Annotated in this window: 23 protein-coding genes and 2 pseudogenes; 17 read left to right on the forward strand and 8 right to left on the reverse strand. The window is 57.7% G+C overall.

Translation table 11 applies throughout. The features are described 5' to 3' along the window. Positions 1 to 391 precede the first annotated feature (391 nt). The 3 genes from EAH78_RS10330 (at position 392) to EAH78_RS10340 (ending at position 3,374) form a co-directional block, all read left to right on the forward strand. On the forward strand, positions 392 to 1,642 hold the full coding sequence (locus tag EAH78_RS10330; RefSeq protein ID WP_007943877.1) for a ribonucleotide-diphosphate reductase subunit beta: 1,251 nt from the start codon (positions 392 to 394) through the stop codon (positions 1,640 to 1,642). A gap of 447 nt (positions 1,643 to 2,089) precedes the next feature. Continuing rightward, the gene (locus EAH78_RS10335) at positions 2,090 to 2,380 is read left to right on the forward strand and encodes a hypothetical protein (RefSeq protein ID WP_140667454.1); all 291 of its coding nucleotides are present in this window, start codon (positions 2,090 to 2,092) and stop codon (positions 2,378 to 2,380) included. A gap of 460 nt (positions 2,381 to 2,840) precedes the next feature. Beyond that, positions 2,841 to 3,374 carry a BRO-N domain-containing protein gene (locus EAH78_RS10340; protein WP_140667455.1) on the forward strand — a complete coding sequence of 178 codons (534 nt, stop codon included), beginning with the start codon at positions 2,841 to 2,843 and terminating at the stop codon, positions 3,372 to 3,374. Between the two features lie 170 nt (positions 3,375 to 3,544). Here the strand turns inward: EAH78_RS10340 and EAH78_RS10345 are convergent, their stop codons facing one another. Then, positions 3,545 to 4,642 (reverse strand): HNH endonuclease, encoded by a 1,098-nt coding sequence (locus tag EAH78_RS10345; RefSeq protein WP_140667456.1) that lies wholly within the window; start codon positions 4,640 to 4,642, stop codon positions 3,545 to 3,547. Between the two features lie 182 nt (positions 4,643 to 4,824). On the opposite strand from EAH78_RS10345, the gene EAH78_RS10350 reads away from it, so the two are divergent. Next, positions 4,825 to 5,811 (forward strand): hypothetical protein, encoded by a 987-nt coding sequence (locus EAH78_RS10350; RefSeq protein ID WP_140667457.1) that lies wholly within the window; start codon positions 4,825 to 4,827, stop codon positions 5,809 to 5,811. Here the strand turns inward: EAH78_RS10350 and EAH78_RS10355 are convergent, their stop codons facing one another. Both EAH78_RS10355 and EAH78_RS10360 read right to left on the reverse strand, forming a co-directional pair. Continuing rightward, positions 5,812 to 6,507 (reverse strand): DUF6933 domain-containing protein, encoded by a 696-nt coding sequence (locus EAH78_RS10355; RefSeq protein WP_140667458.1) that lies wholly within the window; start codon positions 6,505 to 6,507, stop codon positions 5,812 to 5,814. Between the two features lie 35 nt (positions 6,508 to 6,542). Beyond that, on the reverse strand, positions 6,543 to 6,911 hold the full coding sequence (locus EAH78_RS10360; RefSeq protein WP_140667459.1) for a hypothetical protein: 369 nt from the start codon (positions 6,909 to 6,911) through the stop codon (positions 6,543 to 6,545). 221 nt (positions 6,912 to 7,132) lie between these two features. On the opposite strand from EAH78_RS10360, the gene EAH78_RS10365 reads away from it, so the two are divergent. Then, positions 7,133 to 7,450: a helix-turn-helix transcriptional regulator gene (locus tag EAH78_RS10365; RefSeq protein ID WP_077431414.1), complete on the forward strand. Its 318-nt coding sequence runs from the start codon at positions 7,133 to 7,135 to the stop codon at positions 7,448 to 7,450. Positions 7,451 to 7,461: 11 nt separating this feature from the next. Beyond that, the gene (locus tag EAH78_RS10370; RefSeq protein WP_140667460.1) at positions 7,462 to 7,722 is read left to right on the forward strand and encodes an XRE family transcriptional regulator; all 261 of its coding nucleotides are present in this window, start codon (positions 7,462 to 7,464) and stop codon (positions 7,720 to 7,722) included. Between the two features lie 47 nt (positions 7,723 to 7,769). On the opposite strand, the gene EAH78_RS10375 is transcribed toward EAH78_RS10370, so the two are convergent. Further along, complete coding sequence (locus tag EAH78_RS10375; RefSeq protein WP_140667461.1) at positions 7,770 to 8,828, reverse strand: MBL fold metallo-hydrolase; 1,059 nt, start codon at positions 8,826 to 8,828, stop codon at positions 7,770 to 7,772. 215 nt (positions 8,829 to 9,043) lie between these two features. On the opposite strand from EAH78_RS10375, the gene EAH78_RS10380 reads away from it, so the two are divergent. Further along, entirely contained in the window at positions 9,044 to 9,661 is a 618-nt protein-coding gene (locus EAH78_RS10380; RefSeq protein WP_140667462.1) for a TetR/AcrR family transcriptional regulator, read from the forward strand. Between the two features lie 119 nt (positions 9,662 to 9,780). Further along, complete coding sequence (locus EAH78_RS10385; RefSeq protein WP_140667463.1) at positions 9,781 to 10,314, forward strand: DUF1003 domain-containing protein; 534 nt, start codon at positions 9,781 to 9,783, stop codon at positions 10,312 to 10,314. A 7-nt stretch (positions 10,315 to 10,321) separates the two neighbouring features. Here the strand turns inward: EAH78_RS10385 and EAH78_RS10390 are convergent, their stop codons facing one another. Beyond that, positions 10,322 to 11,263, reverse strand: a complete 942-nt coding sequence (locus tag EAH78_RS10390) for a LysR family transcriptional regulator (RefSeq protein ID WP_140667464.1) — start codon at positions 11,261 to 11,263, stop codon at positions 10,322 to 10,324. 15 nt (positions 11,264 to 11,278) lie between these two features. Here EAH78_RS10390 and EAH78_RS10395 point away from each other — a divergent pair, with 15 nt between their 5' ends. Together EAH78_RS10395 and EAH78_RS10400 are read left to right on the forward strand one after the other, a co-directional pair. Next, positions 11,279 to 11,977, forward strand: coding sequence for a CTP synthase C-terminal region-related (seleno)protein (locus EAH78_RS10395; protein ID WP_140667465.1), 699 nt, complete (start codon positions 11,279 to 11,281; stop codon positions 11,975 to 11,977). A gap of 5 nt (positions 11,978 to 11,982) precedes the next feature. Continuing rightward, entirely contained in the window at positions 11,983 to 12,291 is a 309-nt protein-coding gene (locus EAH78_RS10400; RefSeq protein ID WP_140667466.1) for an antibiotic biosynthesis monooxygenase family protein, read from the forward strand. A gap of 126 nt (positions 12,292 to 12,417) precedes the next feature. Here EAH78_RS10400 and EAH78_RS10405 read toward each other — a convergent pair whose 3' ends face one another. Further along, the gene (locus tag EAH78_RS10405) at positions 12,418 to 12,744 is read right to left on the reverse strand and encodes a DUF2025 family protein (protein WP_140667467.1); all 327 of its coding nucleotides are present in this window, start codon (positions 12,742 to 12,744) and stop codon (positions 12,418 to 12,420) included. 237 nt (positions 12,745 to 12,981) lie between these two features. Between EAH78_RS10405 and EAH78_RS10410 the strand changes: the two genes are divergently transcribed. The 3 genes and pseudogenes from EAH78_RS10410 to EAH78_RS10420 all read left to right on the forward strand — a co-directional run bounded on the left by EAH78_RS10410 (position 12,982) and on the right by EAH78_RS10420 (position 15,861). Next, positions 12,982 to 14,109: a glycerophosphodiester phosphodiesterase gene (locus EAH78_RS10410; RefSeq protein ID WP_140667468.1), complete on the forward strand. Its 1,128-nt coding sequence runs from the start codon at positions 12,982 to 12,984 to the stop codon at positions 14,107 to 14,109. A 142-nt stretch (positions 14,110 to 14,251) separates the two neighbouring features. Continuing rightward, positions 14,252 to 14,557, forward strand: coding sequence for a PepSY domain-containing protein (locus EAH78_RS10415; protein WP_140667469.1), 306 nt, complete (start codon positions 14,252 to 14,254; stop codon positions 14,555 to 14,557). Positions 14,558 to 14,681: 124 nt separating this feature from the next. Then, positions 14,682 to 15,861: pseudogene (locus tag EAH78_RS10420) on the forward strand (GAF domain-containing sensor histidine kinase). Here the strand turns inward: EAH78_RS10420 and EAH78_RS10425 are convergent. Together EAH78_RS10425 and EAH78_RS10430 are read right to left on the reverse strand one after the other, a co-directional pair. Next, positions 15,858 to 16,294: pseudogene (locus EAH78_RS10425) on the reverse strand (hypothetical protein). The pseudogenes EAH78_RS10420 and EAH78_RS10425 sit on opposite strands and share 4 nt — an antisense overlap. A 111-nt stretch (positions 16,295 to 16,405) precedes the next feature. Beyond that, complete coding sequence (locus EAH78_RS10430) at positions 16,406 to 18,028, reverse strand: methyl-accepting chemotaxis protein (RefSeq protein WP_140667470.1); 1,623 nt, start codon at positions 18,026 to 18,028, stop codon at positions 16,406 to 16,408. 274 nt (positions 18,029 to 18,302) lie between these two features. Between EAH78_RS10430 and EAH78_RS10435 the strand changes: the two genes are divergently transcribed. The 4 genes from EAH78_RS10435 (at position 18,303) to EAH78_RS10455 (ending at position 23,048) form a co-directional block, all read left to right on the forward strand. After that, positions 18,303 to 19,325, forward strand: coding sequence for a transporter (locus EAH78_RS10435; RefSeq protein WP_140667471.1), 1,023 nt, complete (start codon positions 18,303 to 18,305; stop codon positions 19,323 to 19,325). Positions 19,326 to 19,592: 267 nt separating this feature from the next. Next, a complete protein-coding gene (locus tag EAH78_RS10440) occupies positions 19,593 to 21,212 on the forward strand; it encodes an inorganic phosphate transporter (protein ID WP_140667472.1) in 1,620 nt (539 codons plus the stop codon). Between the two features lie 250 nt (positions 21,213 to 21,462). After that, positions 21,463 to 22,329, forward strand: a complete 867-nt coding sequence (locus EAH78_RS10450; RefSeq protein ID WP_140667473.1) for a hypothetical protein — start codon at positions 21,463 to 21,465, stop codon at positions 22,327 to 22,329. Next, positions 22,326 to 23,048 carry a TylF/MycF/NovP-related O-methyltransferase gene (locus EAH78_RS10455; RefSeq protein ID WP_046031989.1) on the forward strand — a complete coding sequence of 241 codons (723 nt, stop codon included), beginning with the start codon at positions 22,326 to 22,328 and terminating at the stop codon, positions 23,046 to 23,048. Before EAH78_RS10450 ends, EAH78_RS10455 begins: the two co-directional genes overlap by 4 nt. Positions 23,049 to 23,060: the final 12 nt, after the last annotated feature.

Genomic DNA, 23,060 nt, shown 5'->3' on the forward strand with positions numbered 1-23,060 from the left:
TTTTTGAGCGAAAACAAATCAGCGTCAAAATTAACGAAAAAAAATCTACACCTGCCAAAGCCCTGTATTACCTCGGTTTGCCCGAAAAACCATCCCTCGCGGCCCATCCATGAGCCGATTCGCCGCACCACGCCGGCAAAAATTTCCCTATAATGCCGCCTTAAACGGGCCTGCAATATTCCCTTACAGGGATAAAAAGCCAATCTGAAGCCCCGCACTCGCGTCTGACGCCGGTTGCGCCCATCAGTGGCTCTCGGAACCCCGTACAAAATTCTGTTTTATTGCCTGCCTTGGCTGCAAAAAACGATTCCTTAAGATCCAACGCGGTCAGAGCGACCGTGTGAAAAACCATCACACGGGCATCTGGCCCTCACGCAGGAGACGACACGTCATGCTGAGCTGGGACGAATTCGACAAAGAAGACAGCGGCGAAGCCGTGGTAAAAGGCGCTAACGCCGGCCACGCGACCGAAGCCAACATGGACCGACTCGACACCGCTGGTGGTGTCGCCGCTCAAGAAGCTCGCGCCGTTACCGCGAACGACTCTGCCGCAATCGCCCGTGCCAAAGCTGCCCTGGACACCCTCGACGTCGCCGAAGGCCTCGCCGAACTCGAAGGCGCCTCCGCCCGCGTCGCTGTCGACGAAAAGCGCATGATCAACTGCCGCGCCGACCTCAACCAACTCGTACCGTTCAAGTACGACTGGGCCTGGCAGAAGTATCTGGACGGTTGCGCAAACCACTGGATGCCGCAAGAAGTCAACATGACCGCCGACATCGCCCTCTGGAAAGACCCGGAAGGCCTGACCGACGACGAGCGCCGCATCGTCATGCGCAACCTCGGCTTCTTCTCCACCGCCGACTCCCTGGTTGCCAACAACCTGGTCCTGGCCGTGTACCGCCTGATCACCAACCCGGAATGCCGCCAGTACATCCTGCGCCAGGCGTTCGAAGAGGCGATCCACACCCACGCCTACCAGTACTGCATCGAATCGTTGGCCATGGATGAAGGCGAGATCTTCAACATGTACCACGAGATCCCATCGGTCGCGAAAAAAGCCACCTGGGGCCTCAAATACACCCGCTCGATCTCCGATCCGAAGTTCGAAACCGGCACCGTCGAAACCGACAAAGAGCTGCTGCGCAACCTGATCGCCTACTACTGCGTTCTGGAAGGCATCTTCTTCTACTGCGGCTTCACCCAGATCCTCTCCATGGGCCGCCGCAACAAAATGACCGGCGTCGCCGAGCAGTTCCAGTACATCCTGCGCGACGAATCCATGCACCTGAACTTCGGCATCGACGTGATCAACCAGATCAAAATCGAAAACCCGCACTTGTGGGATGCCGAGATGAAGGAAGAGGCTTCGCAGATGATTCTGCAGGGCACTCAGCTGGAGATCGAATACGCACGCGACACCATGCCTCGCGGCGTGCTGGGCATGAATGCGGCGATGATGGAGGACTACTTGAAGTTCATCGCTAACCGTCGTTTGAGCCAGATTGGTTTGAAGGAAGAGTATCCAGGGACGACTAACCCGTTCCCTTGGATGAGCGAGATTATGGACTTGAAGAAAGAGAAGAATTTCTTTGAGACTCGGGTAATCGAATACCAAACTGGTGGTGCGCTTAGCTGGGATTGATTAATAGCTGGACCTGCCGCTGCTCTGAAGGGCGGCAGATCAATGAGAAGCGGTAAACACCGCAATATCAGAAGGCAAAAAACAAGAAACCCACAGCAACCGCGCCAACGGCTGCTGTGGGTCTTGACCGCACATCTGGACTGAGGCCCAAACGTGCGGGCCGTGACTGAAAGAACTCAAATCACGAAGCATTGTGCAAATGCGCGCCGTGATTATAGACACCTTTCGGACGGTTTCAACGGCCTCGTGTCGGAGATTTCGTTTATGAACGAAAGACCAACAGCACCGCCAGGATACAGAGCCATTTTCTGTATGAGCTTCAAGCACTGGCGTAGTGGAAAGGACGTATTCCGTAAAGACGGTCGTCCATTCTGTTTTTTTGTGAAGGCGTAAAAGCCACGGGGCAGGAAACTGCCCCGGTCTATAATCACGGCGGAGAAAAAACTTATGAAACAAGCAATTATTGATGCAATCAACAATCTTCAAGAACTGACATTCACCTACAGCGGTATCGATCGGGTGGTGGAGCCTCATGCGATTGGTATTTCTCGCACAGGAAAAGAGGTTTTACGTTGTTTTCAGACTCACGGAGGTCACGTGACACCAGGTCACGAATGGGATCTTTGTGAACTCAGTAAAATTTCGAACCTTGGTATTTCTGGAGTCTCCTTTCAAGCTGCTCGACCAGGCTATAGCAGAGGCGACAGTCATATGATCAGTATCTTTGCGCAACTTTGATCCTTCGCATGGATAGCCGCGGCCTCCGCGGCTATTTTTTGTTCATTTATTACCGTTGGTAATTGAACACGCGCTGAAAATCCCCAGTAAAACAATATGGCATTTTCGCCAAAAACCCTGCTTGACCTCCCACTGGCAACCACCTAACCTCCTGCCTCCGGCGCCTAAGAAACGCCTCAAGTAGCGGCCTGACCGCTCCCGAAAGATGCGGCTTTTTTGTGCCTACGGGTTTCTCGTGGGTGTGAAAAAATCTCTGCTATGCCGGGAGTGGGCTAATACAAGACCCGTAAGGGAAATATGTCCGGCCTTCTACTTGGGGTTTCTTAACTCCCGGCGCCTTAGCCCTAAGAAAGCTATCAAGTAGAGGTAATGGATATGCCTACGTATTTCACCTTCTTAACGAAGGAAATCACCTACAGATTTACTGCCAAAATTATGCTTCCTACTCAGGAGGCAGATCATGTCTGATCCGCACAATCCCACAGTCTTCACCCGCCATAACCTTCATCTGCACGGCCTCCTCCTTGAAAACCAGCCATGGTTCTGCGCACGCGATATCGGCCGCTTGATGGGCGTCCATCTCAGTGATCGCATGGTCAGCAAACTGGACAAGGATCAGCATCGCTTCTTGTGGATTGAGTATTACCGGCAACCCGAAAAGCAGTTGATGCTCAGTGAATCGGGTGTGTATGCGCTGTTGGTGTATCACTACGTCCCTGGGAATCGGTTACTGCGTGAGTGGTTGACGCATCAGGTAGTGCCGGCCTTGCGTGATGCAGAATCCTCGGAAAATTCGGATCGGCCAATGTTGAGTCTATTGGATTGGCCGGAGATGTCGTTGAGTTTGCTGCACTGGCAGGATGAAGGTTGGATTCGGCTTCGGGATATGCCTTATCTATTGCTGAATCGAACGCGAAGGCGCGTACCTACGGTTAAGCCTTGGTGGCGTAAGGTCTTGGAGGCGTTTCACTCTTCGAAGCATTCGATCGGTTAGACCTTGTAAGACCACCAGAAAGAAGCGCCGCAGTTATCTGTAGGTGTTTTGCAGACTGCCCATTCAGTATCGTCCGAGGGTTTCAACCCTCGGCGATGTTACGAGCGTAATGAGAGAAAGCGACTGGAGCATTCTTGAAATTAAGGCCCTTGCCTTGACGCATCGCTGAATCAGCCTTCAATTGCTTCCAACCGCTGCTTCAACTTCTCATTCACCAACGCCCCGTGCACGCCTGAATGAATTTCCCGATGGCAACTTGGACATACAGCCCCCACATAGCGTGGGTGATCTAGCCCACCATCGGAGAGCCGGTTAACGTGATGCGGCTCTAGGTAGGGCGTGCCATCCTTTTTCATAAAAGGAGCTGGCCTCTTACAGCTCTCGCATGCACCCTCGGCGCGCATCAGCACATAGTGCGCAACCTTACGGCTGCGTTGATAGATCTTACGCGGAGCGGATTGCCCTAACTCATCAATGCCAGGTTTACATGCAGCCAGTGCAGCCACCCGCGCAGCTGCTAGGGAGCCGGGAAACTCAGCCTCATCTTCATTCAGTTCTTCAGCTTCAATTACTTCACCAGGAATGCCCACAGGGACTAACCGAAAAACAATCGCCGTCCGATCCTGGCCGCTCACATCCGGCTGGGTCCGCTCAAACATGTCGGCGCAAGAAAACTCGCCCACGTAGGCGTTGCCGTTACCCTTGCCGAGGGACTTAAACAAGTGCAGCGCTCGGCCATCCTCAGCATGCTCAGCAATGGCTCGGTTGCCTCGGATCAAAGTCATCGGTCCACTTTTTCCTTCACCGGTATAAAGATAAGCGCCGTTGTCCCAATCGTCGGAATACCCGTATTGCGCACCACTTTCGCCAGTGAACAAAAATATCGCAGGGTAGGTAGCGGATGGTGCAATACCGTGTCGCAGGCTTCCACCGAACGGTCCATTGATCTCAGTTTTTCGGTCGTAAACAGCCTCCGGCGTGAACTGCAATACAGGTTCGCTCGCCCTACGCGGCAACTCCACAACAGTGAAGCCTCGCTTTTCTAGGTAACTGTTGGTCGGGTGCCCACCGGAGAATTCTCCAACGGCAATGCCAGTAGCCAAAGAGACGATCTTTTTTGCCGGATACAGTTCACCGCCCTCGTGGACGGCGTAACGGTGAGCTTGGTTATTTTCCCAGCCCAGCCACTCGCGCCTACTCCGATACTTACGATCAAACTCAAGCATCGCTTTGTCTATTCGTTCCTTCGAAACCGCTTTGATCGCCACGAGCGCTGCCCTTTATCGACAATTTCCGTAGGAAAAGTCCTACCTCCGCCAAAGTACCAAAGGGTTTCAATACGTAACAGGGCGTAAAGCCACTATTTCTAAGCGCTATTGCTCAATAGCGCGTGCGCCATAACTCTCTACCCGCTATTAATACTCTCTCCTCCCTCGGACCCGAGCCCACCATGAAATTCGACCTCGCCTACTGCCTCAGCCTCGACGACAAGCTGTCGATCTATGACGTGCGCGATTTGAATTTCGACGAAACCATGGATTTCGACTCCGCCAAAGAACACTTCCAGTGCCCCAACGATGCCTGCCGCTCGGCATTCGATCCGGCCAACGTGCTGACAACATTCAACGCCAAAAACGTGAATTACGTCCGCACCCCGCACTTCAAAAACACCCCCAGCACCCGACACGTGGCGGATTGTCCTTATGTCAGTCTCAAAGCTCCGGCGTCTGATGTGGACGCGGACGGTGCGGAAACGGATGACAGTCGCGAGGAGCATTTCCCGTCGGAGTTGTTACTGACCCGGCGTCAGTATGTGCGTCAGCCGTCGAACCCGGCGAGGACTGCGGATGAGGTTCGAGACATCCCGAAAACCGTTTCGCCGGACAGTCACGCAGAGCACCCGACCCGCGAATCAGCTCCAGACAAGACCAGTGTATTCGCCCACCCGGTGGAGTGTTTTGTCTCGAACTTCGAGGACAAGGAGTTGCTCAAGCGCATGCCGCTGAAGATCGGCGAGCACACGGCGCCGTACGGGTCGTTCTTCAAGAAGATCGAGTACCTGCAGGACAACAAGGGGCTGATTTACTGGGGCAAGATCAAGGAGATCAAGGATTACACCCAGAGCTTTCGCATCGATTTCGAACAGAAGGTCTGGTTCAAGCACGCGGATGAAGCGAAGAAGAAGCCTTATTCGGTCAACGTTTACTTGAGCAAGAAGTTGATCGATAACTACCGCAAGCGCAAAGCGTTTCTGGAAGAGATCAAGCACGCCATCGAGAGCGGGAAGGATTTGTATTGCTTCTTTTATGGCGTGACGCCGGAGTTGAAGCAGGTGCCGAGCAAGAAAAACCCCGAGCAGACGTTCGGGGTGTTCAGTGCGAATATTGAGAACCTGGATCACTTCATTGTTCGGGAAGCGCCGGGGTTGGACAGCTAGTTATCGATCCTGCTGAAGCTGCCTCTCCAGTTCACGAAACTCCTGTCTCACGTCTTTGCGCCGATCACGTGCAGCCTGGATGCCTTGCTCATCAAGCCCACAGTAGTGACGTAACCAGTGCGCCATCATCTCCTCGTCAGGCGCGTAATAATCTTTGTAGCCCTTGCTGTTTCGAAGGGTGTCGTTCATCTGCGCATCGAAGCGTCCAGCGGCAAACTCATCCGGCGGCAGAGTGCCCCACTCGGCGGCGAAGCCCTGGAAGATCCAGGAGATTTCATCGATGTGTTTTTGCGCGCCACGGTGCCTGCGTTTGTACAACGCGTACTGCCGGCAGCTCTCTTCGTATCGCGCCATCATGGGTTCATTATCAACCCATTGAAGAATATCGTGCTGCCCCGCGTGACGCATCAGGCCGTAGATCCAGCGTTCCGTAAACCGATGGATAAAACCGTCAACATCGGCCTTTTTCGCGTCTGCGAAGATCAAGCAGTAGCGGGTTTTAATGTGAATGACGAATAGAACGTGTTTGCGCTGAACGGTGATCGCATGGACCAGCCACTGTTCCGCCGAATCCCCCCATTCATCTTCTTCAGGCGTCGGCGATGGCGGTTGGGCCTCTACCGGCGTGATTGTTTTGCCCTTGTATACGCGGCTGAAAAATTTGCTGGCCGCTTCGGTGCAGTTGAAGATCAACATCCGTGGTTCTCTGAACAGTCTGTGAAATAAAGTACTCAGTCTTTGCGCACAGTATCTTCAAGCCATTCAATCTCATAGGGCTGACGAACCACGTCCTTAATAGAGTTCAATGCGGGCTCACTGAGAACTGATAGCTCCTCGTCGGTCAGCAAGTCATGCATGACCATCAACCACAAGCCCATGAGGGCGCTGGAACGGGATTGGCCGTTATTGTCGAATGTGTCGACGATGACCTTGTCACGATCTCGCATCAGGCGATAAATCATTCGATATCGGGTGTGAGCGGACAGCGCGCCATTTTGGGCGATTGTTTTGGCGTCGGCCAAAACGCCCTGACAGAAGCGGTCCAGCGCTATTTCGCGCAACTCCTTGAGTTTCTTCCAGTCACTTTCGAGGATTGACATGGGCAGACTCCTTTGAAAACTCTCAGATGGTCAGCACCCTATTCTTACGAAATTTCCCTCCAATACCAACTGTAAAATCAGCGCAGACAATGCGTCCACCGTCCGTCTGGATGGAAGCCTCGAAATAGCACAAATCAAAAAATGAGTTTGATCCGGGCGCAAAACAACTGTACAAAAACACAGTACATTTTTAATCAGCACTCTCGAGCCCGGAGAACACCATGGCCTCTCATGCGATGAAAATCACCCTGGAACGTATCGCCCTCTTCCAATTCACCCCGGCCCACTGCGCCCAGGCCCGAGCGATGCTGGGTTGGAGCGTTGACGAGCTGGCTCGAGAATCCGCGGTTTCGGTAGAGGCCATCGAGCGGTTTGAGGCCAGACGCGATGTGCTGGATGTCACCCGGCTGGCGTTGGCGTATTGCTTTGAGGCGCAGGGGTTGGTGTTTTTCCCCGGATTTGCGCCGGGTCGAGGGATGAATGTGAAAGGGTCTACGCCGAACCCGGTCGGGCGGGCGGATTATGCGATGGTTGAGTGAGGTGTCAGCGGATGATGGATGTCGATGGAAGTGACAACTGCGTTTATGAAGCGCTCGATTATCCCGATGCAGGGGAAATGCGGGCCAAGTCTGAGTACGTTATGAAGATCGGGATACTCCTCGAAACCGGTCAATTGAACAGGACTGAGGCTGCGGAAAAACTTGGGCTGTCTGAGGAGGAGCTGAATGAAATGCTCCGTGGGAAATTTCGCGATTTCACCGTGGCGAAGATCTTGGAATATCTGAACCTGCTACTGGATGCACGGAGCTAGTCTGGATGTGGAACTCGGGCCGCTTCCTTCGGCCCGGCGGTCAATCATCAAGCGTTCTGCGCTGTGCCCTGATCGCGTTCACTTTCCATCCCGAACCACCACGCATTCCCGCGCTGCGGATACTTCACGTTAAACGCCTCGCCCATTTGCGGCGTGGTGATGGACACATTGCGTTCCCAGGCCAACGCCAGAATGCGATCAAAGGGCTCGAACCAGGCGTGCATCGACAAGTCGAAGGTGCCGTTGTGAATCGGCAGTAACCAGCGTCCTTTGAGGTCGATGTGGGCTTGCAGGGTTTGTTCCGGCTGCATGTGAATGTGCGGCCACTCAACGTTGTAGGCGCCGGTTTCCATCAGCGTAAGGTCGAACGGGCCGTACTGTTCGCCAATGCGTTTGAAGCCATCGAAGTAGCCACTGTCGCCGCTGAAGAAGACCCGCGTGTCGCCGTCGATCATCACCCATGAGGCCCAAAGTGTGCTGTTGCCGTCGAACAAACCACGGCCGGAAAAGTGTTGCGACGGGGTGGCGATGAACTGGATGCCGTCCACCTCGGTGCCCTGCCACCAATCGAACTGGCGCACTTTGCTGGCATCCACGCCCCACTTGATCAGCGTGTCGCCGACGCCCAGCGGGGTGAGGAAGTACTTGGCCTTGTCCGCCAGTTTGAGCACTGCGTGATAGTCGAGGTGGTCGTAGTGATCGTGGGACAGGATCACCGCTTCAATCGGTGGCAATTCGTCCAGGCTGATCGGCGGTTGGTGGAAGCGCTTGGGGCCGGCCCATTGCACGGGTGAAGCGCGCTCGGCAAAGACCGGGTCGGTAATCCAGAATTTATCCCGCAGTTTCAACAGTACGGTGGAGTGGCCGAGGCGGTAGACGCTGTGGTTGGGTGCTGCGATCAACGCCGCCTGGGTCAGGGTTTGTACCGGCACCGGGGCCGCCGGGCGGGTGTTGCGTGGTTTGTGAAAGATCATGTTCCACATGATGCGCAGCATTTTGTGAACACCTTCGCGTTGCACGGGCACATGGTTTTGAAAGCGCCCTTCTGTCTGATGGGAAGCTTCAGGCGTAGGGGCGTTATCCGTAGCGGAAGTAGAAGTGGCCATGACTGAGTGACTCCAGAAAAACCGCAAGATTGCAGTGCTTCACGGTGGGACGATAAATGGCCAAAGCACGCACGCATTAGCCGGACGATCTATCTTTCGCTGGGCAGGATTAACTCAACATTACACTGCACAGTGTAGTTTCTAGGTTGCATCAAAGCCGATGGCAAGTAAACTACCAAGTGTAATTTTCCTTTGCCTCCTGCCGAAGCGTACTTATGACAGCTCCACAGCGCCTCACCGACCGAAAACGCGCAGCCATTATCCAGGCGGCGATTGTCGAGTTCCGTGCCAACGGTTTTGACATCACCAGCATGGACAAGATTGCCGCCACTGCCGGCGTGTCGAAGCGCACGGTGTACAACCACTTCCCGAGCAAGGAAGAGTTGTTTGCCGAAATCCTCAGTCAACTTTGGGCAAGGGTGACGGCAGGACACGAAACGGCCTACCGCCCTGACCTGCCGCTGCGCGACCAGATGCGCGTGATGTTGCAGACGAAAATGCAGATGCTCGGCGATGACAATTTTCTCGACTTGGCGCGGGTGGCCATCGCCGCGACGATTCATTCGCCGGAACGTGCGCAGAACATGGTCGCCAGAATGGGTGAGCGAGAAGAAGACCTGACCGTGTGGATTCGCACAGCGCAGGCCGAGGGTCGATTGAAACAGGTCGACCCCGCATTTGCCGCCCAACAGATTCAGGGAATGCTCAAGTCCTTTGCGTTCTGGCCACAGATTTCCATGGGCTTGCCGGGGCTGTCGCCCGAGATGCAGACCACCGTGGTGGAGTCGGCGCTGGACATGTTCCTGGCCTGTTATGAGGTCTGCGAAAAATGACACGGTCCCGCCCTTCCCCTGCATGGCTCGGTGCTAAATAAATCTGCGTAATGTGTTTCAGAATGAAACTGGCGCGAGGGCTATAGTGAGCGTCAGTCCAGCGCAATGCAGAGAGCATCATGACCACCCCCACCGCAGATAAAAAACCCGTCGTCGATCATTTACGCTTCCATCGCGCTCACGCACACCTCGCGCCTACTTTCGGCAACGACAAATTTGCCCTGCGCGCCGAAGCCTTCGCGCGGTTCTTCGGCACGCCGACCTTTCTCGGGGCGCAGACGCTGATCGTGGCGGTGTGGATATGCCTCAATATCTTTGGCGTGACCCATTTCGACGTCTACCCGTTCATCCTGCTCAACCTGGCGTTCAGCCTGCAAGCGGCTTACGCCGCCCCACTGATTCTGCTGGCCCAGACCCGTCAGGCGGCGCGCGATAAGGCGCAGTCCGAAGCCGATGCGCAACACCGTGAGGCAATCGCCGTGGCCAACAGCGAACGTCAGGCCGAAGCCGCAAAAAACAACGCGCAATTGCTGGAGTTGCTTGAGCAAAACACCCGGCTCACCGAGATGACCAAGACCCTCACCGAACGCATCGAAAACCTGACCTCGGAAATGCATCAGCACTTCGTGCGCAAAGAGCCGCCCAAGGTTTAACGCGCGCTCATGGCAATCGCAGCGCCCGCCCCAGCTCATCAAACAGCGTCACCACCGAGCGCAATGCGCGGCAGTCCGGGCGGGTCAACAGCCAGAGCGCGGTGTCGTAACCGTGCAGAGGAGCGGTCAGCGGCTGCAAGGTGTCGCCGATCAAAAAGTCCGGCAAGGCCGCCACCCCTAACCCGGCCCGCACCAGTTCGGTCACCGACAGCATGCTGTTGCAGCGATAGGCCGGCGTGACGCCCGGCAAGTGCTGACGCCGCCAGGCAACAGTGGGATGGTCAGGCAGGAAATCATCAGGCGCGATCCAGGTCAGCGAAGCCAAATCTTCAGGGTCGACAGACTTCAGATACCGCTGACTGGCACACACCCGGTAGGAAATATCCGCCAGACGTCGACCGACCAAATGCTCGGGCGGTGTACGCGTCAGGCGCAACGCGATGTCAGCATCGCGACGACTGAGGTTGGCGAAGTCGTTGGAGGTGCTCAACTCGATGGTCAACGCCGGGTAGGACGGCATGAACTGCGCCAGTGCCGGCAGCAGCAAACCTTGCAGGACCGAGTCCGTGCAGGTGAGGCGCACGGTACCGCTGATCACTTCCCCGCCCTGCTCCACCCCGATTCGCGCCGCGTCCAGTGCTTGTTCGGCGCGTTCGGCCTGCTCGGCCAGGGTTTGCGCGAGTGTCGTTGGCAAATAACCGGCGCGGCTCTTTTCGAACAGTTGTTGCCCCAATGCCGCTTCCAGTCGGCGGACGGCGCGAAACACCGTTGAAACGTCGACCTTCAACAAGCTCGAGGCCCGCGCCAGTGAGCCGCCGCGCACGAGGGCGAGGATCAGGGCGAGGTCGGGATAGTCCAGCCGATAGTGCGTCGCTGCATTGATCACTTGGGATAACGCCAATATTGAGTGCGTGAACGCCAATCTATAGTGGGTGCCAGGAATCAACAAGCCGAGAGAGCACTCATGGAAACCCCGTTAATCCGCATCGCCCTGATCGGTGACTACGACCCTCAAATTACCGCCCACCAAGCCATTCCCGTCGCCCTTGGCATGGCCGCCGAACAGTTGCAGCTGGACGTGCAATTGCAGTGGTTGGCCACCGACCAGATCAACGCCGACACAGCGCTGCCAGATTTCGATGGTTTCTGGTGCGTGCCCGGTAGTCCTTACCGCGACATGGACGGGGCGTTGCGGGCGATCCGGTTTGCCCGAGAGCAGCAGCAACCCTTCCTCGGCACCTGTGGCGGATTTCAACATGCGGTGTTGGAGTACGCCCGCCATGTGTTGGGTTGGGAAGATGCCGAACACGGCGAGACACATCCTGATGCCGCGCGGGCGCTTCTGACGCCACTGACCTGTTCGCTGGTGGAGGCGGTGGACAGCATTCATCTGGTTGAAGGTTCGTTGATCGCCAACGCGTACGAAACGGCTGAAATCCGCGAAGGCTATCGCTGCCGCTTCGGTGTGAATCCGGCGTTCGAGCGTGAGTTATTGACCCAACAGCTACACGCCGTTGGCCACGATTCGCAGGGGGATGTGCGGGCCATTGAGCTCACGGGGCATCCGTTCTTTGTCGCCACGCTGTTCCAGCCGGAACGTGCGGCGCTGAAGGGGGTTCTGCCGCCGCTGGTCCGCGCTTTCATCAAGGCTTGTGTGAGGTAGAAACCATGATGACGCCTTACTACGCGGTGATTTTCACCTCCCGGCGCACTGAAGGTGATCAGGGTTACGCCGAGGCGGCTGAACGCATGGTGGAACTGGCCCGCGAGCAGCCGGGGTTTCTCGGTGTCGAGTCCGCGAGGGGCGAGGATGGGCTCGGGATTACGGTTTCGTATTGGGCCAGTGAAGCGGCGATTCTGGCGTGGAAACATCATCCCGAGCACAGTGCGATTCGTGAGCGTGGGCGTTCGACCTGGTATGCGGAGTGTCAGACGCGGGTGTGCAGGGTTGAGCGGGATTACCGGTTTCAGCTGTGAAAATTGCGCTGTCCTTTAGGCCGCCTTCGCGAGCAAGCCCGCTCCCACATTGGATCTCCGGTGCAACACAGATCCAATGTGGGAGCGGGCTTGCTCGCGAAGAGGCCAGCACAGGCAGCGCAAAACTCAGATCCGAACAAGACTCCTGACCGCCGCAATCTCCGGCACTTCCCGCCGCTGCATATACACCCGCAACGGCTCGGTAATGTTGATCCGGTCATCAATATTCTGATCCAGCAGCAACTGAATCAGCTCACGCTTGAGCGTCATGACCTGATCCGGTCCCGGCGCCCAGACAAACTCGCTGACCGGAATAATGCCGTCATCGGCCACGTCCATGCCGAACGCGTCTTCGCTGAATCGAACGATGTAATGACCCGTCTTGCGATTGAGGCCGACGAAGCCGTTGAGTTGGTCGGCGGCCTGGCAGATGAGTTCGGAAGTGATGCGCATATAAACCTCACAAAAAGGTCGTTAACGACCGGTGATCGATGGTTTACACGCAAGTAAAACGACGCGGGTTTCCCTCTGCCGGGGAAACTGCCGTGGCCAAGGGTACTGCAAAGCAGCGCACACCTGCGCTGAAAAAATGGGCTTTAAACACGTTTATGTCGGTCTGGCGATAGCGCGAGGGGCGCTCAGTTGTTAAAAGAGACGTCTTTGAACATCTCTCTGCGAAAGGATCTCGACATGCCGGTTACCTTCACCAAAAGCGCCCTGCTGCTGAGCCTGATGCTCGGCCTCGGCCAGGCACAGGCCGCCAGCGAGCCCAGCCCGACCGCTCTGGCCAGCCGTTTGGGGATTCCGCACCCGGCGGTAATCGCCCACCGCGGCGCGTCGTTCGATGCCCCCGAGTCCACCGCGGCCGCCTACAAACTGGCCCGCGACCTGGGCGCCGATTACCTGGAGATGGACCTGCAACGCAGCAAGGACGGCGTGCTGTTTGCCCTGCACGACAACAACCTGCAACGCACCACCGACGTTGCCACCCGGTTCCCTGATCGCAAGGACAGCCCGGCCAACGCGTTCACCATGGCCGAGCTGAAAACCCTCGACGCCGGCAGTTGGTTCAACACCGCTTACCCGGATCGTGCGCGTCCGTCCTACGCAGGCCTGAAAATCCTGACCCTGGACGAGATCATCGACATCGCCCAGGGCAACCCGCTGCACAAGCCGGGTTTGTACATCGAGACCAAGGAGCCGAAGCAATTTCCCGGCATCGAGCGTGACCTCAAGGACAAGTTGCAGGACCGTGGCTGGCTGAGCCCGGCCGGTTCGAAACTGGCGAAAAGTGATCTGGCGGTCGGCCAGGGCAAAGGCAAAGTGGTGCTGCAAACTTTCGAGAAGAGCAGCCTTGAACTGCTGGAAAAAGAAATGCCGAAAGTACCGAAGATCCTGCTGCTGTGGGTCGGCGAAGGCAGCATCGAGCCGAAATCCAAGGTGACGTTCGCCGACTCCGGCGACAAGGACAAAGCCACTTACTACGCCAAACAGGAACCGAAAGACAAAGCCGAATTCCAGCAATGGGTCGAATACGCCAAGGCTCAGGGCGCCATCGGCACCGGCCCTTCCGCTGCCCTGACCCAGGGTGGCGATCAGAGCTATTCGGACCTGGTGCAGCCGTGGATGAACCAGTTCACCCACGATCAGGGTTTGTTGGTGCACGTGTACACCATTGATGATGCGGTGGATTACCAGAAGGTGACGGATGCCGGGGTGGATGGGATCTTTACTAACCGCGCCAGTGAGTTGTTGAAGTTCTATAAGCGGCCGGCGGCGGGGACGGTTGCGCAGTTGCTGCAGAATAACGGTTACTGATTCGGGACCGCGGTGCGGCCATCGCGGGCAAGCCACGCTCCCACAGGGGGCGTGGGTGGTGGCTTTCTGGAATTAAGGGTGAATTAAGTTGCCCCGGCTAATCTGGCGCCACTTAAACGGAACAACCCAAGGAAAGAACTTCATGAAAACGTTGACTGCCCTGTTCACCGCCGCAGCCCTGACCCTCACCGCTGGCCTGGCCCAGGCTGACGTTCGCGTCGATCAGATCCCTGAGCTGGTCAAGAGCGGCAAGATCAAGCCACTGGAAGAAATGAACCAGGCTGCGCTGAAACTGCATCCGGGCGCGACCATCACCGACACGGATCTGGACAACCACTTCAACGGCTACGAATACGAAGTGGAACTGCGTACCGCCGATGGCGTGGAATGGGACGTCGATTTCGATGCCGCGACCGGTAAAGTACTGAGCAACAAGCAAGACAAGTAATCCCCTTGAAAAGCCGCACGATCTACAAATCGTGCGGCTTTTTTGCATCCCGAATTCAGATCGCGCCAACACGTCACCAGACCGCTAGAATCCCTCCACGGTGTTCACGCAGAGATTGATCGACATGGGGCAAACAGCGGCAGCAGACATCGCCACGATCGGTCGGATCAGCGCGGTGCCGGCGATCCTCCAGGTGATCCGCGAGTTGACCGGCCTGCGCTTCTGCGCCGTGGCGCGTGTGACCGAAGACTCCTGGACCGCGTGCGCCGTACTCGACCAACTGAATTTCGGCTTGCAGGTCGGCGGTGAGCTGGACGTGGTCACGACCTTGTGCCACGAAATTCGCCAGGCCCACCAGTCGGTGGTGATCGACAAGGCCAGTGAAGACCCGCTCTACCACAATCACCACACGCCTCGTATTTATCAATTTGAAAGCTACATCTCGGTGCCGATCTTCCGCACCGACGGGCGCTTTTTCGGCACCATTTGCGCGCTTGATCCCAACCCTGCGCCACTCAAATCCAGCACGATCCAGAGCACCATGGAATCCTTTGCCCGGATGCTGGCGCTGCAAATCGAGGCCGAAGAAAACCAGCAGCACACCGAAGCGGCGCTAAAGCAGGAACGCGAAACCTCGCAACTGCGCGAACAGTTCATCGCCGTGCTCGGCCATGACCTGCGCAACCCGTTGTTCGCGATCAGTGCCGGCGCCGAAATGCTCCTGCGCAAACTCCCGGAGCCGGCCAATCAGCAACGGGCCCGACACATCCTCACCAGTGCCCGACGCGCCACCCGACTGGTCGATGACGTGCTGGATTTCGCTCGCGGTTCCTTTGGCAACTGGCATTCCAGTGAACATCGAACCGTGTGCGGATTTGGACGCGGCACTGCGGCATGTTATTTCCGAGGTCCAGAGTGTTCACCCGGACCGGGTCATAACCTCTTCCATCGGCGATTTGCATAACGTCCCGTGCGATCGCGAGCGCGTCGCCCAGTTGCTGTCCAATCTAGTGGCGAACGCGGTCGCCCACGGCGATCCCCAAGGTCCGGTCGAGGTCAATGCGCAGATCAACGATGGACATTTCGTCCTGAGCGTAAAAAATCAGGGCCTGATTGCCGAAGACGCTTTGGCGCACCTGTTCCGCCCCTACTCGCGACCGGCCAGCGGTACGCCGCAGACCGGCCTCGGGTTGGGCTTGTACATTGCCAGTCAGATTGCGCAGTCCCACGGCGGAAAACTGGACGTGGTCTCGACCGGGCCACAGGGCACGACGTTTACCTTTAGTCTGCCTGTACAGGCTTAAGCACTGGTACTGACCAGCGAACCCGATGTGCTGGAATCGGAATCCTGCAACGCCTGCAACAACGCCGCTGTCGCCGTCTGCAACGAACCCGCCGTAGTCGCAATCTGCGATTGAGCGGCCGCCACATCGGCCGCTTTCGCATCGGCGTCTTCCTGTTTCGCCTGGGCCGCTTGCAGTTGCTGCTGTTGTTCCTGCATCTGCTTTTGCAATTCGGCGATTTGCTTGCGCAAGGTTTTCACCGCATCGGATTCTTCGCTGCTGCTGGAACTGCTGTCGCTCGACGCGGGGGCGCCACCGGCGGCCACTTTGGTGTCGTCGGAAGGCGTGGCGGTGGTTGCGGTGACGGAGGAATCTGCGGCGGGATCGCTGATCGAGGTTTTGCTGGTGGAGGTGGTTAGGTCTGATTGATGGATACAGAGGTGATGCTGACCATGGGATTTATCCACTGTGGGTTCTGGGTATCTCCCTCATCGACATGGCCCCGCCACACTTGAGATCGACTGTGTACCGACTCGGTAAGCGAGCCGGTACACAGCCGTTGGCCTTACGCGCTCAAACGCGCCGTCACGTCATTCAACTGCGACGACAACCCGTGCAGGTTGTGGCTCGCCGCTTCGGTGCGTTGCACGTTGTCCAGATTGGTACTGGCTATGCTGGTGATCTCGGTGAGGTTGCGCGAGATGTCCTCGGCGACCGAGGTCTGCTCTTCGGCCGCGGTGGCGATCTGGCGGTTCATGTCGCGAATCGCTTCGACGGCCTGGGTGATCCGCTCCAGCATGGCGCCGGCCTCGGTCACTTGCTGCACGCTTTCTTCACTGCGTGTCTGGCCGCTTTCAATCGCCTGCGCCGCGTCCACCGCGCCGGTTTGCACGGTCAGGATGATCTGGTTGATCTCGATGATCGACGCCGCCGTGCGCTGGGCCAGGCTGCGCACTTCATCGGCGACCACCGCAAAACCGCGCCCGGCTTCACCGGCACGGGCCGCTTCGATGGCGGCGTTGAGCGCCAGCAGGTTGGTCTGTTCGGCGATGCCACGAATCACTTCCAGCACCTTGCCGATGCGGCCGCTGTCGGTTTCCAGCTGACGAATGACCGTGGCGGTGTTAGCGATTTCGCCGCGCATCTGGGTGATCGTGTGGATGGTGCCCTGCATGACTTTTTCGCCCTGCTGCGCGGACTGGTCAGCGTCGTCGGCAGCGCGTGCGGCATCGGCGGCGTGACGGGCAACTTCTTGCGCGGTGGCGGACATTTCGTTCATTGCCGTGGCCACCTGATCAGTGCGGTTGAACTGCTCGTTGGTGCCACCCGCCATCAGCGTGGCGATGGAGTTCAGTTCGCCACTGGCGCTGTCCAGGTCCTTGGCGCTGCGCTGCAAATGGCTGAAGGTTTCAGCGAGGAAATCGCGCAGGGTATTGGCGGCGACCGCCAGTTTGCCCAGCTCATCCTGACGGGTGTTGGCCACGCGGTCGGCGAATTTGCCCTGGCTGAGTTGCGCCACGTATTCGATCAATTTGCGAATCGGTTCGACCAGGTTGCGGTTGACCAGCCACAGGCTCAACAGCCCGATCAACAAGCCCGAGGCGAGCATCACGATAATCCCGAGCAACACGGTGCGGTCGGCGTCGGCACTGATCAGCTTCGATTGCTCCGCGCCCTGCTTGCGCAATTCGGCGACCAGTTCGCTCATCTGATCGCTGGCCGCGCGGTCCACGCCTTTCACAGCGGTGTCGCCAGCAGTCGGGTCAGCACCGGCAGCGATGTAGGCATCGCGGCCCTTCTGGTAGGCGGCGCCGAGCAAACGGTGTTCATCACGCAGGCGTTCGATGCGGGTCTTGAGTTGTGGCTCGATGCCCTTCTGCCCGGCCAGCTCACCGAGGATGCTTTGCACATCGTGCTGACGGTCTTCGAATTGCTTCCAGTATTTGTCCAGGTCCGCCGGTTGCTTGCCGCGCAGCAGGACGTTTTTCCATTCCTGAACCTGCACCTTGAATTGCAGGTTGGCTTCATCAATCAACTGGGACGTGTGCAACGGGCCAGCGATCAGATTCGCGTAGCTCTGAACACCGCTGGACAGAAAATGAAAGCACGCCAGGGCGATCAATAGCATCGCAAAGAGGCTGCCGCTCAACAGGGCGAGGATTTGTGCTCTCAGGGATTTTTGCAGCATCGAGTGATACTCATGACAGGGGTGAGACACGCCGCAACAAGGCGTGAAAGGTGTCCGGACATCCCTGTCTGCGACCTTGGCTCGTGGCCAAAGGCGCGCACGTTAACTTAAGCGAGATCGGCGTGCCAGAGCGGTTCTTTAGTCAAATCCGACCGCCGGTAGAGCCACTATTTAGCCTTCATCGAGCTGTCACATAACGGTCAAAAATCCTTGCGATGATGCGGCTCAAGTGAACCTGTAAAACCCGCGACAGGCGACTCCCTTGCGAGCACTCATGAACCACAGCATCGACCAAAGCCATCGCGACCCGGATCTGTTCGGCCTGCTCTACGGTTTCAGTTTTCGCCCCGGTGAACGTGGTCGTGAGATTGATTCGGCCAAGGCGTTGCGATGCCTGCAACAACCGGAAGACGACGATCAGTTTCTCTGGCTGCACCTGAACCTGGCCCATGCCGCCTGCGAGCGCTGGATGAAAAGTCATCTGGAATTGCCGGAGGAGTTTTTCGAAGCGTTGCACGAAGGTTCGCGTTCGACGCGCATTGAGCACGTGGATTCGGCCTTGCTGGCGGTGGTCAACGATGTGGTGTTCAACCTCAGCAGCATGGTCTCCTCGGATGTCTCGACGCTGTGGGTGTGCGCCCGCAGTCGACTGATCATCAGCGCGCGCCTGCAACCGCTGCACTCGGTGGACAAGCTGCGTTCCTCGGTGAAGGCCGGTGAATGTTTTCGTTCGCCGCTGGAATTGCTCGTGCATTTGCTGCGCGATCAGGGCGAGGTGCTGACGCAAATCGTGCGCAAGACCAGCTTGAGTGTCGATCAGATAGAGGATGAATTGTTGTCGTCGCGGCTGTCGACCAACCGCGCCGAACTGGGCGCCAACCGCCGGGTGCTGGTGCGTCTGCAACGCCTGCTGGCGCTGGAGCCGGGGTCGTTGCTGCGCTTGCTCAATCGCCCGCCGCAATGGCTGCAGAAGGAGGACGTCAAGGAGCTGCGCAAGTCCACCGAGGAGTTTGCGCTGATCATCAACGACCTCACGGCGCTGGGCGAGCGGATCAAGCTGTTGCAGGAAGAAATCGCCGCCAACCTCAACGAGCAGAGCAACCGCACGCTGTTTACGTTGACGGTGGTCACGGTGCTGGCGTTGCCGATCAACATCATTGCCGGTTTCTTTGGCATGAACGTCGGCGGTATCCCTCTGTCCGGAGACCCGGAGGGGTTCTGGATTTTGGTGGCATTGGTCGCGACCTTCACCGTGCTGGCCGGACGCTGGGCGTTTCGCAAGCGTCAGGATTATTGAGCACGGAGCGCCATCACCCCCCTGTGGCGAGGGAGCTTGCTCCCGCTGGGTGGCGCAGCCGCCCCAACATTCTGTCATCCACATCGTGCTCACAGGCTTTACGACTGCTGCGCAGCCGAGCGGGAGCAAGCTCCCTCGCCACAGGTTTAGTGGGGGAATTCTGATTAACGGATAAGCAAAAACCCCAAACCCTGACCTGACGCAGTCTCTCTGTAACAATTAGCAACGACTATCACTGACACACCTCCCTCATCAGGATTGTCCGTTATGGCTACTCCTTCCTACCCCGCCGATGCTCAGGCATCCGCTACCCGCAGCGCCAAACCCCAGTTCGATAAAAAGCCCGGCGTGTTCACGCTGGTGATTTTTTTCGGCGTGCTGGCCATCGGGTTGTTGTTCACTGCTTACAGCCTGATGCACGACATGAACGAACTCGGCACGGTGGTGACCACCTGGACCCCGTTCCTGCTGCTGGGCGTGGCGCTGCTGATCGCATTGGGCTTTGAATTCGTCAACGGTTTCCACGACACCGCCAACGCCGTCGCGACAGTGATCTACACCAACTCGATGCCGCCGAATTTCGCGGTGGCGTGGTCCGGGTTTTTCAACTTCCTCGGCGTGCTGCTGTCCAGCGGCGCCGTGGCGTTCGGCATCATTGCCTTGCTGCCGGTGGAGCTGATACTGCAAGTCGGCTCGTCCGCCGGTTTCGCCATGATCTTCGCCCTGTTAATCGCGGCGATCCTGTGGAACCTCGGCACCTGGTGGCTGGGTTTACCGGCCTCGTCTTCGCACACGTTGATCGGTTCGATCATCGGCGTCGGCGTGGCTAACGCGCTGATGCACGGCCGTGACGGCACCAGCGGTGTGGATTGGGCGCAGGCGACCAAGATCGGTTACGCGTTGCTGCTCTCGCCGCTGGTCGGCTTTGGTTTCGCCGCGTTGCTGCTGCTGGCCTTGCGCGCGTTCGTCAAGAACCGCTCGCTGTACAAGGCTCCCGAAGGCAACACCCCACCACCGTGGTGGATTCGCGGCATGTTGATCGTGACCTGCACCGGCGTGTCGTTTGCCCACGGCTCCAACGATGGCCAGAAAGGCATGGGCCTGATCATGTTGATTCTGGTCGGCACGTTGCCCATGGCTTACGCGCTGAACCGCACCATGCCGGCCGACCAGGCGTTGCAGTTTGCCGCGGTGGCGCAAGTGACCCAGCAGGCGCTGGTCAAGGCTGCGCCACAACCGGCTCCGGCCGACCCGCGCCCGATCTTGTCCGACTACGTACGCAGCAAGGAAGCCACGCCGCAACTGGTGCCGGCGCTCGCCGCCCTCACCGGCAGCATCGGCGCGCAGGTCAAGGGTTACGGTTCGCTGTCCAAAGTGCCGGCCGAGGCCGTGGGCAACGTGCGTAACGACATGTACCTGACCAGCGAAACCATTCGCCTGATGGACAAGAACAAGGTCGGCAACTTCGACGCTGATACGAGCGGCAAGCTGCAACTGTTCAAGCAGCAGATCGACAACTCGACGCGCTTCATTCCGCTGTGGGTGAAGATCGCTGTGGCGATTGCGCTCGGCCTCGGCACGATGGTCGGCTGGAAACGCATCGTGGTGACGGTCGGCGAGAAGATCGGCAAGACTCACCTGACCTACGCACAAGGCGCCTCGGCGGAAACCGTGGCGATGCTGACGATTGGCGCGGCGGATATGTTTGGCCTGCCGGTGTCGACCACCCATGTATTGTCGTCGGGTGTGGCCGGGACCATGGTCGCCAACGGCGGCGGTTTGCAGATGAAGACCATCCGCAACCTGCTGATGGCCTGGGTGCTGACCTTGCCCGCCGCGATCCTGTTGTCGGGCAGCTTGTACTGGTTGTTCACCAAACTGTTCTAGCCTCGACACATACCCCCTGTGGTAGCGGGCTTGCCCGAAGGCGGCGTGTCAGTCAACTCAACTGTTGAATGTACATCAGCCTTCGCGAGCAAGCCCGCTCCCACAGGGGGATTTTTTTTGCAGGTAAAAAGCATTTCGTCGCAAATACAGGCGATTACGCATTTATTGATCCACTACCCGCCAGTTAGCACTTCAGTTTGCTAACGTGTTGCCGATTCTTAAGAGACTCGATGTATTCAGGAGTGGAATCGTGAATCTGTATATCAATCAGCTTCAGCAAAAAGCTGACTTCAAAGAAGCCATCTACGCCGGCGACATCTTCCTGAACACTCAGCTGCGCGCGGCCAAAGAGCTGTGTGCGTTCGCTCAGGAAAGCATCACCGCCGCTTTCGACGGCGAGACCAACCACCAGGCCCTGCACACGCTGATGCCGGTGGAAGAATTCGTGGTGTTGGTCACACGCCTCAAGGGCCAGTTCACCAACAGCCAGCGCGCCAAGGACCTGATCCTGTCGTTCATCGATGAGATCGGTGTCGACCCGCGCGAGTACATTTTCGACGTGCCGCGCATTCGCGTGGTGCCGAACTATGACTACCTGCACGCCGGCGTCAGCTACGCCTACAAACCGCACCGCGACACGTGGTACGGCAGCGTCGACTGCCAGATCAACACCTGGATGCCGGTGCACACCATTCGCCCCGACCAGACCATGATGATCAACGCCGGTTACTTCGACGTGCCGGTGAAGAACACCTCCAGCGAATGGAGCCTCAACGACTGGATCAGCAACCAGCGGCACAAGGCCAAGGACAACCTCAAGGAGGAAGTCCGCGTGCACCCGGTGCCACTGGAGGCGATCAACACGTCCTCAGAAATGCGCATCGCCGGCAACACCGGTGAGATGCTGATTTTCTCCGGCTCGCACCTGCACGGCACGGTCGCCAATCACACCGAACAAACCCGCTTCAGCGTGGATTTCCGCCTGATGCACCTCGATGACCTCAAGCACAAGCGTGGCGCCATCAACGTTGACAGCGCCTGCCCTGACGTCGGCGCCGGTTTCAAAGACTATTTCCACGCCCACGACTTTTCGAATTTCCAAGGAATCCAGCAATGACCAAGCGTCGCATCACGCCTGCCGAGGCCCAGTACAACGAAACCCGTGCCAACGTTCTGAAACGGGTCGATGCCGAGTACGTGGCCGACGCCCCGTTCGTGTTCGCCAACCGCATCGGCGTGACCGCTGCCCTGTCGCGCATGGAGCTGTTCAAGAAAGTCGCTGAAGTACCGGGCGCGATCATCGAGTGCGGCGTGTACAAGGGCAACTCGCTGATGCTGTACATGCACTTGTCGATGATCCTGGAACCGTACGCGATCAACCGTTCGATCGTTGGCTTCGACACCTTCGAAGGCTTCCAGAGCATCGACAAGAAAGAAGACCCGGCCGACGTTAACGAGACCATGTTCTCCGACACCGACCAGTCGCTGATCCAGGACATGATCGACGCCAACGACCTGCTGCGCCCGGTCAACCGCATCCCGCGTTGCGAGCTGGTCAAGGGCGACATCGTCAAGACTGTGCCGGAGTGGGTGAAGACCCGTCCGGACCTGGTCGTGGCCATGCTGATCCTCGACACCGACCTGTACGAATCGACCAAAGTCGCGCTGGAAACCTTCCTGCCGTACATGCCAAAAGGCGCGATCGTGGTGCTGGACGAAGTCGCTTACCGCAACTTCCCGGGCGAAACCAAGGCCCTGCGCGAAGTGCTGGACCTGAACAAGATCGAGCTGAAACGTTTGCCGTTTGACTCCTGTGTCGGCTATTTCCATGTCTAACGCATAACCCTG

It is taken from the genome of Pseudomonas arsenicoxydans, from assembly GCF_006438915.1.
Taxonomy (GTDB): Bacteria; Pseudomonadota; Gammaproteobacteria; order Pseudomonadales; family Pseudomonadaceae; genus Aquipseudomonas; species Aquipseudomonas arsenicoxydans_A.

Excerpts from the sequence above, each read along its gene's own strand:
- EAH78_RS10415 (WP_140667469.1), top strand. The coding sequence starts at position 14,252 with ATGAAAACGTTGACTGCCCTGTTCACCGCCGCAGCCCTGACCCTCACC.
- EAH78_RS10440 (WP_140667472.1), top strand. The coding sequence starts at position 19,593 with ATGGCTACTCCTTCCTACCCCGCCGATGCTCAGGCATCCGCTACCCGC.
- EAH78_RS10435 (WP_140667471.1), top strand. The coding sequence starts at position 18,303 with ATGAACCACAGCATCGACCAAAGCCATCGCGACCCGGATCTGTTCGGC.
- EAH78_RS10380 (WP_140667462.1), top strand. The coding sequence starts at position 9,044 with ATGACAGCTCCACAGCGCCTCACCGACCGAAAACGCGCAGCCATTATC.
- EAH78_RS10395 (WP_140667465.1), top strand. The coding sequence starts at position 11,279 with ATGGAAACCCCGTTAATCCGCATCGCCCTGATCGGTGACTACGACCCT.
- EAH78_RS10375 (WP_140667461.1), bottom strand. The coding sequence starts at position 8,828 with ATGGCCACTTCTACTTCCGCTACGGATAACGCCCCTACGCCTGAAGCT.
- EAH78_RS10340 (WP_140667455.1), top strand. The coding sequence starts at position 2,841 with ATGTCTGATCCGCACAATCCCACAGTCTTCACCCGCCATAACCTTCAT.
- EAH78_RS10400 (WP_140667466.1), top strand. The coding sequence starts at position 11,983 with ATGATGACGCCTTACTACGCGGTGATTTTCACCTCCCGGCGCACTGAA.
- EAH78_RS10370 (WP_140667460.1), top strand. The coding sequence starts at position 7,462 with ATGATGGATGTCGATGGAAGTGACAACTGCGTTTATGAAGCGCTCGAT.
- EAH78_RS10410 (WP_140667468.1), top strand. The coding sequence starts at position 12,982 with ATGCCGGTTACCTTCACCAAAAGCGCCCTGCTGCTGAGCCTGATGCTC.
- EAH78_RS10430 (WP_140667470.1), bottom strand. The coding sequence starts at position 18,028 with ATGCTGCAAAAATCCCTGAGAGCACAAATCCTCGCCCTGTTGAGCGGC.
- EAH78_RS10350 (WP_140667457.1), top strand. The coding sequence starts at position 4,825 with ATGAAATTCGACCTCGCCTACTGCCTCAGCCTCGACGACAAGCTGTCG.
- EAH78_RS10360 (WP_140667459.1), bottom strand. The coding sequence starts at position 6,911 with ATGTCAATCCTCGAAAGTGACTGGAAGAAACTCAAGGAGTTGCGCGAA.
- EAH78_RS10405 (WP_140667467.1), bottom strand. The coding sequence starts at position 12,744 with ATGCGCATCACTTCCGAACTCATCTGCCAGGCCGCCGACCAACTCAAC.
- EAH78_RS10330 (WP_007943877.1), top strand. The coding sequence starts at position 392 with ATGCTGAGCTGGGACGAATTCGACAAAGAAGACAGCGGCGAAGCCGTG.
- EAH78_RS10355 (WP_140667458.1), bottom strand. The coding sequence starts at position 6,507 with ATGTTGATCTTCAACTGCACCGAAGCGGCCAGCAAATTTTTCAGCCGC.
- EAH78_RS10385 (WP_140667463.1), top strand. The coding sequence starts at position 9,781 with ATGACCACCCCCACCGCAGATAAAAAACCCGTCGTCGATCATTTACGC.
- EAH78_RS10455 (WP_046031989.1), top strand. The coding sequence starts at position 22,326 with ATGACCAAGCGTCGCATCACGCCTGCCGAGGCCCAGTACAACGAAACC.
- EAH78_RS10335 (WP_140667454.1), top strand. The coding sequence starts at position 2,090 with ATGAAACAAGCAATTATTGATGCAATCAACAATCTTCAAGAACTGACA.
- EAH78_RS10365 (WP_077431414.1), top strand. The coding sequence starts at position 7,133 with ATGGCCTCTCATGCGATGAAAATCACCCTGGAACGTATCGCCCTCTTC.